The sequence below is a fragment of the Brachybacterium netajii (SeqCode) genome, assembly GCF_054114245.1.
The window spans coordinates 644,710-660,762 of the sequence record NZ_JBSYXB010000001.1; the positions used below are offsets into that span (position 1 = coordinate 644,710).

Below are 16,053 nucleotides of genomic sequence, written 5' to 3' on the forward strand. Positions count from 1 at the left end.
GTACGGACACCGGCGGCTACTGTGGCGTCATGACCGACATCGCCGCCTCCCCCGACCTCACCGGCAACCCCTTCGCGGTGCCCTCGACGTTGCCCGTGAGCCTGCCGGACTTCGCGGCGATCCGCGCCGAGCACTTCGCCCCCGCGATCCGCGCCGGCATCGCCGAGCAGCGGGCCGCGCTCGCGCGGCTCCGGGCCGACGACGCCCCGGCGACCTTCGAGAGCGCGATCCTGCCGCTCGAGGACGGCAGCCCGCTGCTGGTCCGCACCCTGCCGGTCTTCTTCCATCTCCTCTCGACCGACGGCACCGCGCAGATGCAGGAGATCGAACGGGAGATCACTCCCGAGCTGACCGCCCTGCAGGACGAGATCGAGCTGGATCCGGTCGTCGCCGCGAAGGTCGACGAGGTGCGGCGGCGGGCCGACGAGCTCGGCCTGACCGACGAGCAGCGGCACATCGCCGAGTCCGTGCACCTGCGGCTCACGCTGCGCGGCGCCCTCCTGGACGCGGACTCCCGCGAGCGCCTCGCCGCGCTGAACCAGCGCATCGCCGCCCTGCAGACGGAGTTCACGCAGACCGTCACCGCCGACCTGCACGGCGCCGCCGTGCACGTGACCGACGAGGCCGAGCTCGCGGGCCTGGACGAGGCGCAGCGGGCGACCGCCCGCACCGCCGCGGAGGACGCGGGCCTCGAGGGCTGGCTGCTGACCCTCATCCTGCCGACCGTGCAGAACCTGCTGACCTCCCTCGAGGACCGCACGCTGCGCCAGCGCCTGCACACCGCCTCGCTCGAGCGCGGCACGGGCAGCTGGGAGCTCGCGGCGCAGATCGCGCAGCTGCGCGCCGAGAAGGCCGCGCTGCTGGGCTTCGCGGACTTCGCCTCCCTCGCCGTCGCCGACCGCACCGCCCGCACCCCCGAGGCCGTCGAGGAGCTGTTCGCGCAGGCCGCGGCCCCGGCGATGCGGAACCTCGGCCGGGAGGCCGAGCGTCTCGCCCGCCGCGCGGCCGACGACGGGATCGCGCGGATCGAGCCCTGGGACTGGGCCTACTACGCGCAGAAGGTGCAGGCGGAGGACTTCGCGGTCGACCGGGCCGCGCTGCAGCCGTACTTCGTCCTGGACCGCGTCCTCGAGGACGGCGTGTTCCGCGCCGCCCGCGAGGCCTACGGCCTGCGCTTCGTCGAGCGCACCGATCTCACGCCCCCGCATCCGCAGGCGCGGATCTGGGAGGTCTCCGACGAGGACGGCACGCTGCGCGGCCTGTTCGTCGGCGACTACTTCGCCCGCTCCACGAAGCGCGGCGGCGCCTGGATGAGCACGCTGGTGGACCAGTCGCGGCGGGACGGCACCCTCACGATCGCCATGAACACGATGAACGTGTCGCGACCGGCGGAGGGCTCCCCCGCCTACGTCACCCTCGACGAGGTCGACACGATGTTCCACGAGTTCGGCCATGCGCTCCATGCGCTGCTGAGCGACGTCGGCGAGCGCATGGTCTCCGGCACCGCCGTGGAGCGCGACGTGGTGGAGTTCCCCAGCCAGGTCAACGAGATGTGGGCGCTGCGGCCGGGGATCGTCGAGCACTATGCGCGCCACGCGGTCACCGGGGAGGCCGTCCCCGCCGAGCTCCTGGAGAAGGTGCGGGCGGCCGCGCTGTGGAACGAGGGATTCCGGACCGTCGAGTACCTGGCCGCGGCCGTGCTCGACTGGCGCTGGCACCGCCGCGGCGCCGACGCGGGGATCGTCGAGGACCCGCGGGCCTTCGAGGCCGAGCAGCTCGCCGCGGCGGGGCTCGCGCATCCGCTGGTCGCTCCCCGCTACCGCACCGGCTACTTCCAGCACACGTTCGCGGGCGGCTACGCGGCCGGCTACTACTCGTACCTGTGGGCGGAGGTGCTCGACGCCGACGCCGTCACCTGGTTCGAGGAGCGGCTGGCCGGGGGCGCGAGCATCCGCGAGGCGGGCGCGGACTTCGCCCGCGGGGTGCTGTCGATCGGCGGGTCCCGGGACCTGCTCGAGGCGTACCGGGAGTTCCGCGGCGGCGACCGCGACGTCCGTCATCTCCTGCGACGGCGGGGCCTGATCTGACATGCTTCCCCTGACGGCTCGCGCGCATCGCGGTGCGCGCAGGGAGCCCGTCCGCGCGCATCGCGCGGGCACCGCGACCAGGACCCAGGGGGATCCATGACCACTGCCAGCACCAGCCCTGCCGGCGCGTCCGCCGAGGGCGCGTCCGATGACGACCGTCCGACGATCTACACCGCCTACGAGATCGACTTCATGCTGGATCTGCGGCCGACGGACAGCGGCCGGATCACACGCGAGCAGATCGGCCTGCGCTCGGCGCCCGAGGAGGCGCACGAGTTCGTGACCGCCGCGGTCACCTCCGGCCTGCGCGCTCGCGGGAAGGTGGAGCGCTCCGACGAGGGCCAGTGGCTGCTCGGCGAGGAGGGCCAGATCGTCGCGACGGTGCTCACCGCGGCCGACCGCTGGCTGGGCATCGCGCTCACCGAGGGCCAGGCGATGCGCATGGCCTTCGTCGTGAAGGCGAAGCAGGCCGTCCTCATGCTCACCCAGGACGAGCTCGACTCCTTCGTGGTCTCCTCGCTCCCCGATCCCGCGCAGGTGCCCGCGACGATCACCGACATCGCCGCGGCCTTCCTCGCCGAGAGCACCGCGGGCGCCGAGCGCACCGTCTCGCTGCGCCGCACGGATCTGGCCGATCCTGCGCAGCAGGTCCCGCTCATGTTCCACGTGGAGTCCGACGGCACCTGGCGCACCGGCCATCTGCCGCTCGACGAGGAGGGCATCCTCTCGGTCTCCGACGCCACCCGCGCCTCGCTCGCCGCGAGCGTCGCGGCGCTGTGGGAGGACGGCGAGAGCACGGTCCCCGCCGCCTGATCCGGGCCGCGCCGGGCGGCGCGGCTCCCCGGTCCGACGGGCGGCGCGCCGGTCCGACGGGCGGCTCCCCGGTCCGGCGGGCGGCGCGCCGGTGCGTCAGGGCTGCGCGATGCCCCCGTCGGACGCGGCGACGCTGGCCCGGCGCTCGGCGCGGGCCGCGCGCAGCCTCGCCCGCAGGCCGCGGATCGTGCGGTGGATGCGCCAGGCGACGTACACCCCGATCACCAGCAGGATCAGCGCGAGCACGCCGGAGACGACCGGCAGCAGGATCGTCAGCACGCCCATGACCACGGCGGCGAGGTCCTCGCCGGTGGAGACGAGGGCGTTGGAGACCGGTTCCGGGGAGACGTTCACGGCCGCTCTCGTCGTCGCCTTCGCGGTATGGCTGCCGAGCGCCGCGGCCGCGCCGATGACCGCCATGACGACGGCCGTCGTCGTATCGGTCTCCCCGCCCAGGAGGTAGCCGAGCGCGCCGCCGGCGATGGGGCGCACGACCGTGTGCAGCTGGTCCCAGAAGGAGTCGAGGAAGGCGACCTTGTCCGCCAGGAAGTCGACGACGAGCAGGATCCCGGCGATGACCAGGACGTCGGTGCGCTGCAGCACGTCGGGGACCTGCTCGAGCCCGGCGACGCGGCCGGTGAGGCCCAGCAGGAAGATCATGAAGTAGGGGCGGATGCCCGAGACCCAGCCGGATCCGAGCGTCATCAGCAGTGCTTCCATGGCGTCTCCTCGTCAGCTCATCCGCAGCTCATCAGCAGCTCATCCGCGCGGCCGGCGCCGGCGCAGCTCGCGCCGAAGCCGTCGGATCTGGGGTCCGGAGGGCCGCGAGTGCTCCCAGAAGGGGCGGTCCAGGATCGGCAGCAGCGCGCGCGATCCGTCGGCGAGCCGGAGCGCCGCGGTGAGGCCGTGCACCGGATGCACGACCCGGGCCTCGACGCCGACGACGTCGGCCCAGTCGATCTCGCGCTCCCGCACCGCGCCGCGCACGCGGATCGTCCGCGCCGCGATCTCCACGCGGGAGCGGGCGATCGCGAGGCCGACGTACCCGAACCGGAGCCCGGTCAGCACGAGGACGAGGTCGACGATCACCAGCGCCGCGACCACCGCGAGCGTCACGAGATCGGGGCTGTGGCCGGAGGGGACCCGCATCAGCAGCAGGACGGCGCCGATGATCGGCAGCGGCGCGGAGCCCAGCCCCGCTGCGGAGACGATCGCGCAGGCGGTGCTCCGTCCGAGCCGGTGATCGGGCTCGAGCACCCGGACCCGAGTCCGACCGCCCGCCGCGGAGGCGGCGGCCGAGGCGGACCGGACGCCCGCCGCGGAGCCGTCGGCCCGTCGGGCGGCGTCGGCGCCGGCTCCTCCGTCGAGGGCGCGCAGCATCCGCTCGACGGTCGCGGCGCCGCGCGTGAAGTCGGGCAGCGCGCGCCGGGGACCCGTCGGGGTGCCGAGGCTGCGGGGGATGGTCACCGTCCCAGGCTAGACCGGCACGGCGCCGGGGTCGACGGGGAGAACTGCCCATATCGCCCTGCGCCTCCTCGGCCTCTCGGCGCGACGCTCCCGGACGGGCCACGTACAGTGCCGTGCATGTCCTCCGGCTCGTCCGCACCGCGCTTCCGTCGTCCCGCCTCGCTCTACCCCAGCACCGCCGATGCGATCCCCGGCGCCCCCGATCCGTCGACCGCGACCGATCTCGCCCACGACTCGGCGCGCGCGCTGCTGGACGGGGTGTTCCACAGCTCGGATCCCGAGGTCGTGGAGCGGGTCGTCGCGCTCGCGGCGGACGACGGCCTCGGCGACCTCTCGGCCCTGTGGTCGAGCTCCCCGGCGAGCACCTTGCCGGGCGCGCTGTGGCGGCTGTACGTGCTGCACACCTGGGTCCAGCGCTCCGGCGAGGACGTCGTGCGCCGCTATCGCGCGGGCTCGCGCACGGTCCCGGGGCTGCGGTATCTCTCGGGCTTCGCCGAGCCGCCGGAGGTCGAGCCGGTGCGCCGGGCGATGGACGACATCCTGCGCGGCGCCTTCACCGGGGACCTGGCCCTCGCGCTGATCCGCGCCGGCGCGGTCGCCACGATCGTCGCCCACGGGACCGTGCACATGGCCGACGACGATCCGGCATCGGACCCCGACAACGCGATGACCCGGCAGGCCGATCGCCTCCTGCGCACCGGCGAGGAGCTCGTCGCCGCGGGCCGACGGGTCGAGGCCGGTACCCTCGACTGACCGGACCCGGCCGCCGACCCGCTCGTCGGCCGGCTCGGCGACCGGCTCGTCGGCCGTCGGGCGGTCGCAGGATTCATCTCACGCGCCGTCGGCCCCGGGCGGAGTGGCAAGGGCCCCGGAGCGTGCCCTAGCATGGTCGAGCGTCGGGCCGCGGTTGCCCCGGGCTCCAACATTTGCCGCTTCGAGCGGCCTTCGCGCCGACAGGCGCATCCCGGTCCGGCGCGCGACCTTCCTCGAGGCGTTCCGCATCCCGCGGGCGACGCCCGCACGGAGCACTGCGCCCCCGGCGCAAGGAGGCGTCTGGACGTGGTGCGACTTTTCCCGACCCGCGTCGAGCGGTCGATGTACGACCTCTTTGCGGAACTCGCGGAGACCCAGGTCCAGGCCGCCGACGTGCACTCGACGGTGCTCGGCAGCGGTCTGCGCGAGCGCGAGCGTCTGACCCCGCGCCTCCACGACCGCGTCACGCGGTCCGAGGAGCTGTGCCGGCGCATCGCGAACCGACTCGCAGAATCGCTCATCACCCCGTACCAGGCGGAGCTGCTCTACGACTTCGCGCTGACGATCGCCGATGCGATCTCGTCGATGGAGAACACCTCCGAGCTGCTGGTCCTCTCGCGCCTGGGCGCCGTCCCCGAGCCGCTCCTGGAGGCCGCCCGCGGGATCGAGCGCTCCGCGGAGATCACCGTCGCCGCCACCTGGAAGCTCGACGACGTACGGGAGCTCGGCGAGTACTACGCGCAGATGCGCAAGATCCGGCGCCAGGGGGATCGACTCGTCCGCCAGGCCCTCGGCTCGCAGTACCGCCAGGGCGGCGCCGCCTCCGAGATGCTGCCGGTGCGCGACATCATCGTCTCGATCGGGATGACGGTTTCCCTGCAGGAGCGCACCGGGCGCTTCGCGGACCTGCTGCGCGTCAAGGACGCCTGAGTGGACCCCCTCCTCCTGGCCCTCGTCGTGGGCCTGACGATGCTGCTGGCCTATTACAACGGCTTCCACGACGCCTCCAACGCCGTCTCGACCACGATCACCACCCGCACGCTCAAGGAGTCCAGCGCGCTGCTGCTGGCGGCCGTGCTGAACCTGCTGGGCGGTCTGCTGGGTCTGCTGGTCATCCCGGCGACCGCGACCTGGGCGCTGGACCTGCTGCGCCTGCACCATCTCTACGACCTCGGCGCCACGGACCCCGACCTGCTGGGCTGGGCGCTCGTGGTCATCCTGCTGACGACGCTCGGCTGGGAGGTGCTGACCTGGTGGATGGGGATGCCGTCCTCTTCCTGGCACGCCTTCTTCGGCTCGACGCTCGGGGTGACGGCCACTCTCGGGGTGCCCGACGCCTTCGCCCCGGTCATCGCGCTGCTGGTGATCGCGGCGGTGCTCGGCCCGCTGCTGGGCGCGATCGTCAGCTTCACGACCATGCGCGGGGTCCTCGCCTTCGGCCGCGCCGAACGGCTGCGCATCGGGCACCTGCGCTTCGCGCAGACGATCACCGCGAGCGCCGTCGCGACGGGCCACGGGATGAGCGACTCCCGCCTCCCCTTCGCGGTGCTGCTGATCGCGCTGACCGCCACGGGCAGCACCGAGGCCTCGACGACGGCGTTCATGATCCCGATCGCGGTGGCGATGGCGCTGGGCACGCTGGCCGGCGGCCACCGGATCATCCGCACCATCGGTCGGCGCCTGACGGACCTGTCGTCCGCGCAGGGCATGGCGGCGGAGACCTCCGCGGCAGTCGTCATGGGGCTCGCGGTGATCGGCTTCGACGTGCCGATCTCGACCTCGCACACGCTGTCCTCGAGCGTCGTCGGCGCCGGCACGGCGATCGGCCCCCGGCAGGTCCGCTGGAAGGTCGCGGCGACCATGGTCGGCACCTGGCTCGCCGCGCCCGTCGCGACCGCCGTCGTCGGCGCCGCCGCGATCGTCGTCGTCCAGGAGCTGATCTGACCCGCGCCCCGGAGCGGGCTCCCGACGGGCTCGGAGGGCACAGAGGACTCGGACTCCTCCCGGGACCTGCCGCTATCCTGGCCCGGCCGCCATCCGAGGAGGATCCATGACCGACGGAGAGTCCGCGTCGCAGCCTGCGCGCCGACGTCCCAGCTACGGGCTCCCGGGCCCGACCCCCGACCCTGCCGCGCCGGGACAGGATCCCTTCGCCGGTCCGGGCGCCGACGGCTCGGCCGCCCCCGACCAGCAGGGCGCCTGGGGCGCCCCCGCCTCGCCGTACGGCGCCTATTCCCAGGGCCCCGCCCCGCAGGGATCCGGCGCTCCGTACGGCTCCGCCTCCGAGGCCCCTGCCGTCGGCCCCACGGGCGGCGCCCTCGCCGGTCCCGCGGGCGGTGCCTTCGGCGGCCCCGCGGGCGCTCCCGCCCCTCCGCGGCGTCGGCGCCGCGGCCTGGTGCCGCTGATCATCGGCCTGGTGCTGCTGCTGATCATCGCGCCGCTGTTCGCGGTCGGCGGCATCGTGTGGTCGTTCTCCTCGCTCGTCGGCGACGCGAGCGCAGGTCCGGAGCCGCTGTCCGGGGCCACCTCCGAGATCGAGCTGCCCGCCAACGAGATGCTGCTGATCTACGTCCCCGCCGAGGACTCCGCGGCGGGTGCGGTCTGCACCGCGGCGGCCTCCGACGGGTCCGCCTCGCTCTCGGTGGTGGACCTCTCCGGCACCACGCAGTTCGGCGACGGCACCGTCTACGAGCAGGAGATCGGCGTGGCCGCCCTCGAGGACACGACGGTGACGATCACCTGCGAGGGCACCGACTCCCCCGCATACCTGGGACCGTACAACCTGCTGGGCAGCGCCGCCCCGATGCTCGTGGGTCCGCTCATCGGCGTCGTGGCGGGCCTCGTCGGCCTGATCCTGACGATCGTCGGCATCGTCGGCCTCGTGCGCTCCCGCCGCCGCTGATCCGGCGGCTCCGCCGATCCGGCGGCTCCGGCGCTCCGCTCTCCTCCGACGCCCGCGCCGTCCCTCCGACGGCGCGGGCGCCGGTGCGTCCGTCGGCGCGTCCGTCCGCCGATCCTCTCGGCCGACGGACGCCCTGGCGGCCGCCAGACGCCCCGTCGCCCGAGGCGTCTCAGCAGTCGATCCCCCGCCCTCCTCGACCGGGAGCCGTCGCCTAGAGTGACGGGGTGACCCCGAACCCGAGGATGGAGTGGTGAACATGCACCCCCGTGCAGGCCAGAAGGCTCTTCCCGAGGATCTCGTCGATGTCGACGCCCTTCTCGACGCGTACTACGACCTCCATCCGGATCCGTCGGATCCCGACCAGGCGGTCTCCTTCGGGACGTCGGGCCATCGCGGCTCCTCCCTCGACACCAAGTTCAACGAGGACCACATCGCGGCGACCACGCAGGCGATCGTCGAGTACCGCGCCGCGCAGGGCATCCGCGGTCCCCTCTACATCGGCCGCGACACCCATGCGCTCTCGCGCCCGGCGTTCGACACGGCGCTCGAGGTGCTCTCGGGCAACGACGTCCGCGCGCTGATCGACGCCGACGACCGCTACACCCCCACCCCGGCGATCTCCCACGCGATCCTCGTGCACAACCGCGGCCTCGCCGCCGGCGATCCCGCGCGGGCCGACGGCATCGTCGTCACCCCCAGCCACAACCCGCCCCGCGACGGCGGCTTCAAGTACAACCCGCCGCACGGCGGGCCCGCCGACTCCGACGCGACCTCCTGGATCGCCGACCGCGCCAACGAGCTCCTGGCCGCCGGCCTCTCGGGCGTGCGCCGCACGCCCCGTCAGAAGGCGCTGCAGGACGCCGGCCGCCACGACTACCTCCACACCTATGTGCGGGACCTCGCCGACGTCATCGACCTCGACGCGATCCGCCGCTCGGGCGTCCGCATCGGCGCGGATCCGCTCGGCGGCGCCGCGGTCGACTACTGGGCGATGATCGGCGAGATGCACGACCTCGACCTCACGGTCGTCAACCCCGAGGTCGATCCGCAGTTCTCCTTCATGACCCTGGACCGCGACGGCAAGATCCGCATGGACTGCTCGAGCCCCTGGTCGATGGCCTCGCTGCTCGAGCGCCGCCACGACTACGACATCGCCACCGGCAACGACGCGGACTCCGACCGCCACGGCATCGTCACGCCCGACGCCGGCCTGATGAACCCCAACCACTACCTCGCGGTCGCGATCACCTACCTGTTCGCCCACCGCCCGGGCTGGCCCGCCGGTGCGAAGGTCGGCAAGACCGTCGTGTCCTCGAGCCTCATCGACCGGGTCGTGAAGGACCTGGGTCGCGAGCTGTTCGAGGTCCCCGTCGGCTTCAAGTGGTTCGTCCCGGGCCTGATCGACTCCTCCGTCGGCTTCGGCGGCGAGGAGAGCGCGGGCGCGTCCTTCCTCCGCAAGGACGGCAGCGTCTGGACGACCGACAAGGACGGCATCATCCTCGCCCTCCTGGCCTCGGAGATCCTCGCCGTCACCGGCCGCTCCCCGAGCGTGCTGCACGGCGAGCTCGTCGAGAAGTTCGGCACGAGCGCCTACTCCCGCACCGACGCCCCCGCGGATCGCGCGCAGAAGGCAACGCTGAAGGTCCTGAGCCCCGAGCAGGTCACCGCGACCGAGCTCGCGGGCGAGCCCATCCTCGCGAAGATCACCGAGGCCCCGGCCGGCGGCGCGATCGGCGGCCTCAAGGTCTCCACGGAGTCGGCCTGGTTCGCCGCTCGCCCCTCGGGCACCGAGGACATCTACAAGATCTATGCCGAGTCCTTCCGCGGCGAGGAGCATCTCGCCGAGGTCCAGGCGGCGGCGAAGTCGCTGGTCGACGGCGTCCTCTCCGAGTGACGCCGGGCGGGCCCTCCCCCAGGGCCCGCCCGGCTCTCCCCGAGAGCCCGTCCGCCCCTCCCGGAGGGCTGATCACCGAGCAGAGTCCACTTAGCGGACGAAGGTCGCGCACGGGACTTTTTCGTCGGTTATTGTCAGTAGTGTCACGATGCACACCTGCTTGCCTCGACCCTCTTCCTCACGACACCATGAAGAGGAGGTAAAGGGTCGGTAGGGTACGGTGCCGTCTCGACCTCGCCGGTAGTGTCTCCGAGTGCGCCGCACCATGGCGGACCACGGAAAAGGGAATGGGGGTACTGCGCCTATGCGCCTGCGATCACGCCTGTGCATCTGCACCGCAGCTGCGGCGATAGCGCTGCCCTCTGCGGCTCTGGTCGGGTTCGCACAGCCCTCTGACCAGGGCGTCGTCACCCAGGAGGACACCTCCGCCGACGGCGATCCGCCCGCCGATACCGGCTCCGACACGTCGTCGGACGCCCTCTCCGAGAGCGCTCCCGCCAGCGATGGCGCCGCCGAGTCCGAGACCGTCACGGATGCCGCGACCACGGATGCGGAGCCCCACGCCCCGGAGGCCGTCGAGCCGAGCGCGACCACCGCACCGGCCGAGATCGCGACGCCGACGGAGAACATCGGGCCGAGCGAGACCACGACGCCGAGCGAGGCCGTCGAGCCGAGCGAGACGGCGACGGCCCCTGAGGCTCCGATCGCTGAGGCTCCGCAGACCGATGGTCTGCAGGCTGAGGCCCAGCCGGTCGAGACTCCCGAGAGCACCACGCCCGACGCGCCCACGAGCACTGAGCCGACGGATGCCGCGTCGGAGACCGACACCGTCGATCCGACCCCCACCGCGGAACCAACCGTTGCGCCGTCGACGGAGACAGCTGCTGAGACGGCGACGCCGACGGAAGCTGAGACCACGACGGAAGAGGCGACGCCGACGGACGCCGAGACCACGACGGAAGAGGCGACGCCGACGCAAGAGGCGACGCCGACGCAAGAGGCGACGCCGACGGAAGAGTCGACACCGACGGAAGAGCCGACATCGACGGAATCGCCGTCCGCGACCGAGTCGGCGTCCGCCACGCCTTCGGCGGCCCCCTCCGAGCCGGCGCCGACCGTCTCCTCCGAGCCTGTGCCGACCGACTCGTCGACCAGCGCTCCTGCACTGACGGCTCCGACCGACGATCCGACCGAGACCTCGACCCCCTCGGAAGACCCAGCGGAGCCGATCGCCCCCGTCGATCCGACAGAGGAGCCGACGGAGGAGCCGACGACACCGACCGAAGAGCCGACGGAAGAGCCGGCGAGGCCGACCGAAGAGCCGACGACGCCGACGGAGGAGCCGACGACCAGCGCCCCGGTCGCACCGTCGACCTCTGCTCCGTCGACCGCCGAGCCGACGACCGCCGCGCCGTCGACGTCCGTGCCCTCGACATCATCGGGCGGGACGGGCACCGGCTCGACCGCCACTACCCCGAGCAGCCCTGCACCCTCCGCGCCGACCACCAGCACGCCGGAGAGCAGCGCGAGCACCGACGCACCGCTGTCGGCCTCCGCTCCGAGCGCCAGCACGACCCGGGAATCCGCGATCGCGGACCCGACGGGCTCTCCCGTCGAGGAGCCGCAGCTGACCGCTTCGCGCTCCAGCGATCGCGGGCAGTCCGGCGCAGCGGACGAGGAGACGGCGGACCAGGGCGATGCGGCCGCCGAGGACAGTGCCGCGACCGAGGACGAGGCCGAATCGGAGGCGGCGTCCGTCGCCCCGAGCTCGGACGAGGACGGCGGCGGGCCCATCGTCCAGCTCCTCAAGCCCTTCTCCGACGACTACGACGGACCGCTGGGCATGCAGCAGGTCCTCGTCGCGACCCTCGGCATCGGCTTCCTCACAGCAGCGGGCTTCGTCGGCGCGACCTGGCACAGCCGGCACAGCGCCGCCGTCGCCCGACGGGACGGCCGCGGCCGGCTCTGAGCCCTCCGGGACGCCCCGGATCGAACGCCGCGCACCGCTCAGGATCGTGAGCAGTTCGGAATCTTCGGGACCTCAGTCCCGGCGTGTCGCACGATCCGCGGCCTCGTCGCGTTCGCGCAGACGGGACCGCAGATGCAGCAGCAGGGACGGGATCGCGGCCTGCATCGAGAGGACCGTGCGGTCGAAGCACTTCTGGCCGCTGTACCAGGGGTCCTTGACGCCGAGCTCCGCCTCGGTCGCCGTGACGGGCGCGGTGGGGTCGAACTGGCGCCACAGGACCACCTCGGGGACCGGTGAACCGGGGGGCGCGTGGTCGACCATCCGGCGCAGCGACGCGGCATGCTCCGCCGTCATCGGGAGCACGAGATCCCAGGTCAGAAGCTCGGTGAGATGAATTGTCGAGGCCGTGTGGATGAACGGCGGGCGGTAGCCGGCGCGCTCGAGGGAGAGCACGGTGCGGTCGTCCATGGGCTGCCCCTCGGCCTCCCAGCTGGTCCCCGCGCTCCCGACCTCGACACGGTCCTCCAGACCGTCCAGCCGCACCCCCTCGCGCAGCATCACCGCGGCCGCAGGGGATCGGCAGACATTGCCTGTGCAGACGGTGAGCACGCGATACGACTCCATGGCACCATTGTGACAACTCCCCGGCCTCTCCGAGAGACCGAACGGCCTTGGACCATACAATGTCGAGGGGAGTGCACCCACGCCACCGCGGCACCGAGGAGCCGCTCGGACGGGTTGCCCGTGACGCACCGACGGCTCAGGAGGACAGCAATGGTCGACATCATCCGCGCCCACGACGACGATTGGTCGCTCGTGCGCGAGATCCGACTCCGGTCTCTCAGCAGCGACCCCGCAGCGTTCGGGCAGAGCTGGGAGAAGGAATCCACCTACGAGGACAAGATCTGGATGCAGCGCGTCGACGAGGCCGCCTGGTTCCTGGCCCTCGAGTCGGGCCAGCCGATCGGTGTCGTCGCCGTCCGCCACGAGGCGGACTCCCCCGCGAACGAGCGCGAGCTCCAGGCCATGTGGGTCACCCCCACGTCGCGCAAGGCGGGCCTCGCGCAGCGCCTCGCCGAGGCGGTCTTCGCCTGGGCCGCCGAGGACGGGGCGGACACCGTCACGCTGTACGTCGGCCCCACGAACACCGGCGCCCGTGCGGCGTACGAGAGCCTCGGCTTCACCGACACCGGCGACCGCTGGCAGATCGTCGAGGACGATCCCTCGAGCGCCTGGGTGAAGATGTCCCGCGGGCTCTGAGCCCCCGCCGGCCGTCCCGCACCCTGCATCCGAGCGCCTGAGCCTCCTCCGTGCGACCCGTCGTCCCCGCACGCCTCACCCGGCGCGGAACCGACCCCCGGCCGGACCGCCCGCACTGGGCGGCCCGGGTCGAGGACGTCAAGAACGCGACGGTCGGCCGCGTGCTGCGCCAGCTGCACTGGCAGCTGCGCCTGCAGCCCTTCCACGGCTACGGCAGCACCTCGCGGGTGCGGATCCTCGCGAAGGTCCGCTATGCGGCGCCCGGCACGCCCGCCGACCATCATGACCAGCCCGTCCAGGACATGCGGCGGATGGCGGTCCGCGGCTGGCGGAACTTCGCCGGGCAGGTCGCCGCGCATCGCACCGTGCACATCCGCATCGGCGACCGGGAGGTCTCCGTCCGGGCCGACCGCTCCGGCATCGTCGACGCCTGGGTGGACGTGGACCTGCCGCCGGGCCGCCACGAGGCCGAGCTGTGGACGACCCGCACCAACGCGGTCACGGCCGACGTCGACGTCCTGGACCCCGCCGTCCGCATCGGCCTGGTCAGCGACATCGACGACACCGTGATGATCACCTGGTTGCCGCGCCCTCTGATCGCCTTCTGGAACGCGTTCGTCGCCCACCAGACCACCCGTCGGGTCGTCCCGGGCATGCCCGTGCTCTACCAGCGGCTGCTGCGCCAGCATCCGGAGATGCCGTTCCTGTACCTCTCCACGGGCGCCTGGAACGTGTTCCCCGTGCTGCGACGGTTCCTCTACAAGAACGGATATCCCGAAGGCCCGCTCCTGCTGACCGACTGGGGCCCGACGAACACCGGCATGTTCCGCTCCGGCCGCGAGCACAAGGTGCGGGCGCTCGAGGGCCTCGCCCGGGAGTTCCCCGACATCCGCTGGATCCTCGTCGGCGACGACGGCCAGCACGATCCCGCGACCTATGCGGGCTTCGCCCGCCATCATCCCGACAACGTCGAGGCGATCGCGATCCGTCAGCTCACGGAACCCGAGCAGCTGCTCGCCCACGGCACCCTGCGCCCGCTCGACGCCTCGGCCCCGGCCGGGAAGGGCCCGACGACGGTCCGCGCGCCCGACGGGCACGGCCTGCTGCGCGCGCTGACCCGCCACGGCATCGCCCGCTGACACCGCATCCGCCCCCGCCATCCCGTCGGCGTCCGGCCCGCCGGAACCCTCCGGCTCACCGGTACCCTCCGGCCCGCCCCCGACATGAGAGAAGCACCCGCCGCATGACCGCCAGCCCCTCCCCCGCGATCAGCATCCGTCCCGCCGTCCTCGAGGACGTGCCGGGGATCCTCCCCGTCGTCGAGGCGGCCTATCGCAGCGAGGGCGGCTGGACCACCGAAGCGCATCTCGTGCGCGGTGCCCGCACCGATGACGACGAGGTCACGCGGATGATCGCCGACGACGAGGTCACGCTCCTGGTCGCCGTCGACGACGACGGCGCGATCCTCGGCTGCTGCTACACCCATCGCGAGGACGCCGACGATCTGGGGCGCTCCCGCGCGGAGCTGGGCCTGTTCGCGGTCTCCCCGACCGCCCAGTCCGGCGGCATCGGCGGACGTCTGCTCGAGGCGCAGGCGGCCCACCTAGCCGCCGAGGGCGTCGAGGTGCTGTTCATCCGCGTCCTGGAGTCCCGTCCGGAGCTGCACGGCTGGTATCGCCGGCACGGCTTCGTCCCCACCGGCCAGATCCTCCCCTTCGCGGGCGACCCCGCGGACCTCGCCGTGGCCGGGCTCCGGATGGTCGGCATGGAGCGCCCGCTCCGGCAGGCCTGAGGACCCTCCCGCGCGGCGGAGCGCGCCCGGGCGGTGCACCCGAGCCCCTGGGCCGAGGTCCTCACAGCGCTGTGACCTCCGCCTCTAGAATGGGGGCATGAGCACCGACGCCTACTCCCCCGCCATGTACCGCCACGACCACATGCCGTATCGCCGGGCCGGACGCTCCGGGCTGATGCTCCCGCCGATCTCCCTGGGGCTGTGGCAGAACTTCGGTGAGAACCGCGAACCGCAGGCGCTGCGCACGATCGTCCGTCGGGCCTTCGATCTGGGGATCACTCATCTGGATCTCGCCAACAACTACGGGCCGCCCCCGGGCGCCGCCGAGTCCAACATTGGGCGCATCCTCGCCGAGGACTTCCAGCATCATCGCGATGAGCTGGTGATCTCCACCAAGGCCGGCTACCCCATGTGGGACGGCCCCTACGGCGACGGCGGCTCCCGCAAGTACCTGCTGTCCTCGCTCGACCAGTCGCTCAAGCGCCTCGGCCTGCCCTACGTGGACATCTTCTACCACCACCGCGAGGACCCGCAGACTCCCCTCGAGGAGACCATGGGCGCCCTGGCCACGGCCGTCACGAGCGGTCGCGCGCTGTACGTCGGCATCTCCAACTACTCGCCCGAGCGCACCCGCGAGGCCGCGGCGATCCTCGACGATCTCGGGGTGCCGCTGCTGATCCACCAGCCCTCCTACTCGATGTTCAACCGTCACATCGAGAACGGGCTGCTGGAGACCGTCGACGAGCTCGGCATCGGGATCGCCGCGTTCTCGCCGCTGCAGCAGGGTCTGCTGACCAACCGCTACATGTCGGGCGTCCCGCAGGATTCGCGCGCGGCCGGCTCCTCGCCGTTCCTCTCCGAGCGCCAGGTCGAGGACCCCGACTACCAGAAGCGCGTGCGCGGCCTCTCGGACATCGCCCATGAGCGCGGCCAGAGCCTCGCGCAGATGGCCCTGGCCTGGGCCCTGCGTCATCAGCAGGTGACGACCGCGCTGGTGGGCGCATCCTCGGTGAGCCAGCTCGAGCAGAACGTCCGCACCCTCGAGAAGCTCGACTTCACCGCCGAGGAGCTCACCCGCATCGACGAGTTCGCGATCGACGGCACCGCCCGCTGAGC

The 16,053-nt window shown here is 72.8% G+C and carries 16 protein-coding genes; 12 read left to right on the plus strand and 4 right to left on the minus strand.

The window, feature by feature from the left end; genetic code table 11:
* The first annotated feature begins 29 nt into the window (after positions 1-29).
* Positions 30-2,087: a M3 family metallopeptidase gene (locus tag ACXET9_RS02860; protein ID WP_457884653.1), complete on the plus strand. Its 2,058-nt coding sequence runs from the start codon at positions 30-32 to the stop codon at positions 2,085-2,087.
* Between the two features lie 96 nt (positions 2,088-2,183).
* A complete protein-coding gene (locus tag ACXET9_RS02865) occupies positions 2,184-2,900 on the plus strand; it encodes a hypothetical protein (protein WP_457884654.1) in 717 nt (238 codons plus the stop codon).
* A gap of 96 nt (positions 2,901-2,996) precedes the next feature.
* On the opposite strand, the gene ACXET9_RS02870 is transcribed toward ACXET9_RS02865, so the two are convergent.
* Both ACXET9_RS02870 and ACXET9_RS02875 read right to left on the minus strand, forming a co-directional pair.
* On the minus strand, positions 2,997-3,620 hold the full coding sequence (locus ACXET9_RS02870) for a DUF4126 domain-containing protein (protein WP_457884656.1): 624 nt from the start codon (positions 3,618-3,620) through the stop codon (positions 2,997-2,999).
* Positions 3,621-3,659: 39 nt separating this feature from the next.
* The gene (locus tag ACXET9_RS02875) at positions 3,660-4,367 is read right to left on the minus strand and encodes a PH domain-containing protein (protein ID WP_457884657.1); all 708 of its coding nucleotides are present in this window, start codon (positions 4,365-4,367) and stop codon (positions 3,660-3,662) included.
* A gap of 117 nt (positions 4,368-4,484) precedes the next feature.
* Between ACXET9_RS02875 and ACXET9_RS02880 the strand changes: the two genes are divergently transcribed.
* The 5 genes from ACXET9_RS02880 to pgm all read left to right on the plus strand — a co-directional run bounded on the left by ACXET9_RS02880 (position 4,485) and on the right by pgm (position 9,916).
* Complete coding sequence (locus ACXET9_RS02880; RefSeq protein WP_457884659.1) at positions 4,485-5,120, plus strand: hypothetical protein; 636 nt, start codon at positions 4,485-4,487, stop codon at positions 5,118-5,120.
* Positions 5,121-5,426: 306 nt separating this feature from the next.
* Positions 5,427-6,050 (plus strand): DUF47 domain-containing protein, encoded by a 624-nt coding sequence (locus tag ACXET9_RS02885; RefSeq protein ID WP_457884661.1) that lies wholly within the window; start codon positions 5,427-5,429, stop codon positions 6,048-6,050.
* Entirely contained in the window at positions 6,051-7,064 is a 1,014-nt protein-coding gene (locus ACXET9_RS02890) for an anion permease (protein ID WP_457884662.1), read from the plus strand. It begins immediately after the preceding gene.
* A gap of 106 nt (positions 7,065-7,170) precedes the next feature.
* Positions 7,171-8,022: a hypothetical protein gene (locus ACXET9_RS02895; RefSeq protein WP_457884664.1), complete on the plus strand. Its 852-nt coding sequence runs from the start codon at positions 7,171-7,173 to the stop codon at positions 8,020-8,022.
* A 256-nt stretch (positions 8,023-8,278) separates the two neighbouring features.
* On the plus strand, positions 8,279-9,916 hold the full coding sequence (pgm, locus tag ACXET9_RS02900) for a phosphoglucomutase (alpha-D-glucose-1,6-bisphosphate-dependent) (protein ID WP_457884982.1): 1,638 nt from the start codon (positions 8,279-8,281) through the stop codon (positions 9,914-9,916).
* A gap of 90 nt (positions 9,917-10,006) precedes the next feature.
* Here the strand turns inward: pgm and ACXET9_RS02905 are convergent, their stop codons facing one another.
* Positions 10,007-11,371 carry a hypothetical protein gene (locus ACXET9_RS02905; RefSeq protein ID WP_457884665.1) on the minus strand — a complete coding sequence of 455 codons (1,365 nt, stop codon included), beginning with the start codon at positions 11,369-11,371 and terminating at the stop codon, positions 10,007-10,009.
* Here ACXET9_RS02905 and ACXET9_RS02910 point away from each other — a divergent pair.
* Positions 11,340-11,885: a hypothetical protein gene (locus ACXET9_RS02910; protein WP_457884667.1), complete on the plus strand. Its 546-nt coding sequence runs from the start codon at positions 11,340-11,342 to the stop codon at positions 11,883-11,885. The two genes, ACXET9_RS02905 and ACXET9_RS02910, sit on opposite strands and share 32 nt — an antisense overlap.
* Positions 11,886-11,957: 72 nt before the next feature.
* On the opposite strand, the gene ACXET9_RS02915 is transcribed toward ACXET9_RS02910, so the two are convergent.
* The gene (locus ACXET9_RS02915) at positions 11,958-12,509 is read right to left on the minus strand and encodes an arsenate reductase/protein-tyrosine-phosphatase family protein (RefSeq protein ID WP_457884668.1); all 552 of its coding nucleotides are present in this window, start codon (positions 12,507-12,509) and stop codon (positions 11,958-11,960) included.
* Between the two features lie 150 nt (positions 12,510-12,659).
* Here ACXET9_RS02915 and ACXET9_RS02920 point away from each other — a divergent pair, with 150 nt between their 5' ends.
* The 4 genes from ACXET9_RS02920 to ACXET9_RS02935 all read left to right on the plus strand — a co-directional run bounded on the left by ACXET9_RS02920 (position 12,660) and on the right by ACXET9_RS02935 (position 16,051).
* Entirely contained in the window at positions 12,660-13,145 is a 486-nt protein-coding gene (locus ACXET9_RS02920; protein WP_457884670.1) for a GNAT family N-acetyltransferase, read from the plus strand.
* A gap of 50 nt (positions 13,146-13,195) precedes the next feature.
* Positions 13,196-14,284, plus strand: a complete 1,089-nt coding sequence (locus tag ACXET9_RS02925) for an App1 family protein (protein ID WP_457884672.1) — start codon at positions 13,196-13,198, stop codon at positions 14,282-14,284.
* A 104-nt stretch (positions 14,285-14,388) separates the two neighbouring features.
* The gene (locus tag ACXET9_RS02930) at positions 14,389-14,937 is read left to right on the plus strand and encodes an N-acetyltransferase family protein (protein WP_457884673.1); all 549 of its coding nucleotides are present in this window, start codon (positions 14,389-14,391) and stop codon (positions 14,935-14,937) included.
* A 97-nt stretch (positions 14,938-15,034) separates the two neighbouring features.
* A complete protein-coding gene (locus tag ACXET9_RS02935; protein ID WP_457884675.1) occupies positions 15,035-16,051 on the plus strand; it encodes an aldo/keto reductase in 1,017 nt (338 codons plus the stop codon).
* Positions 16,052-16,053: the final 2 nt, after the last annotated feature.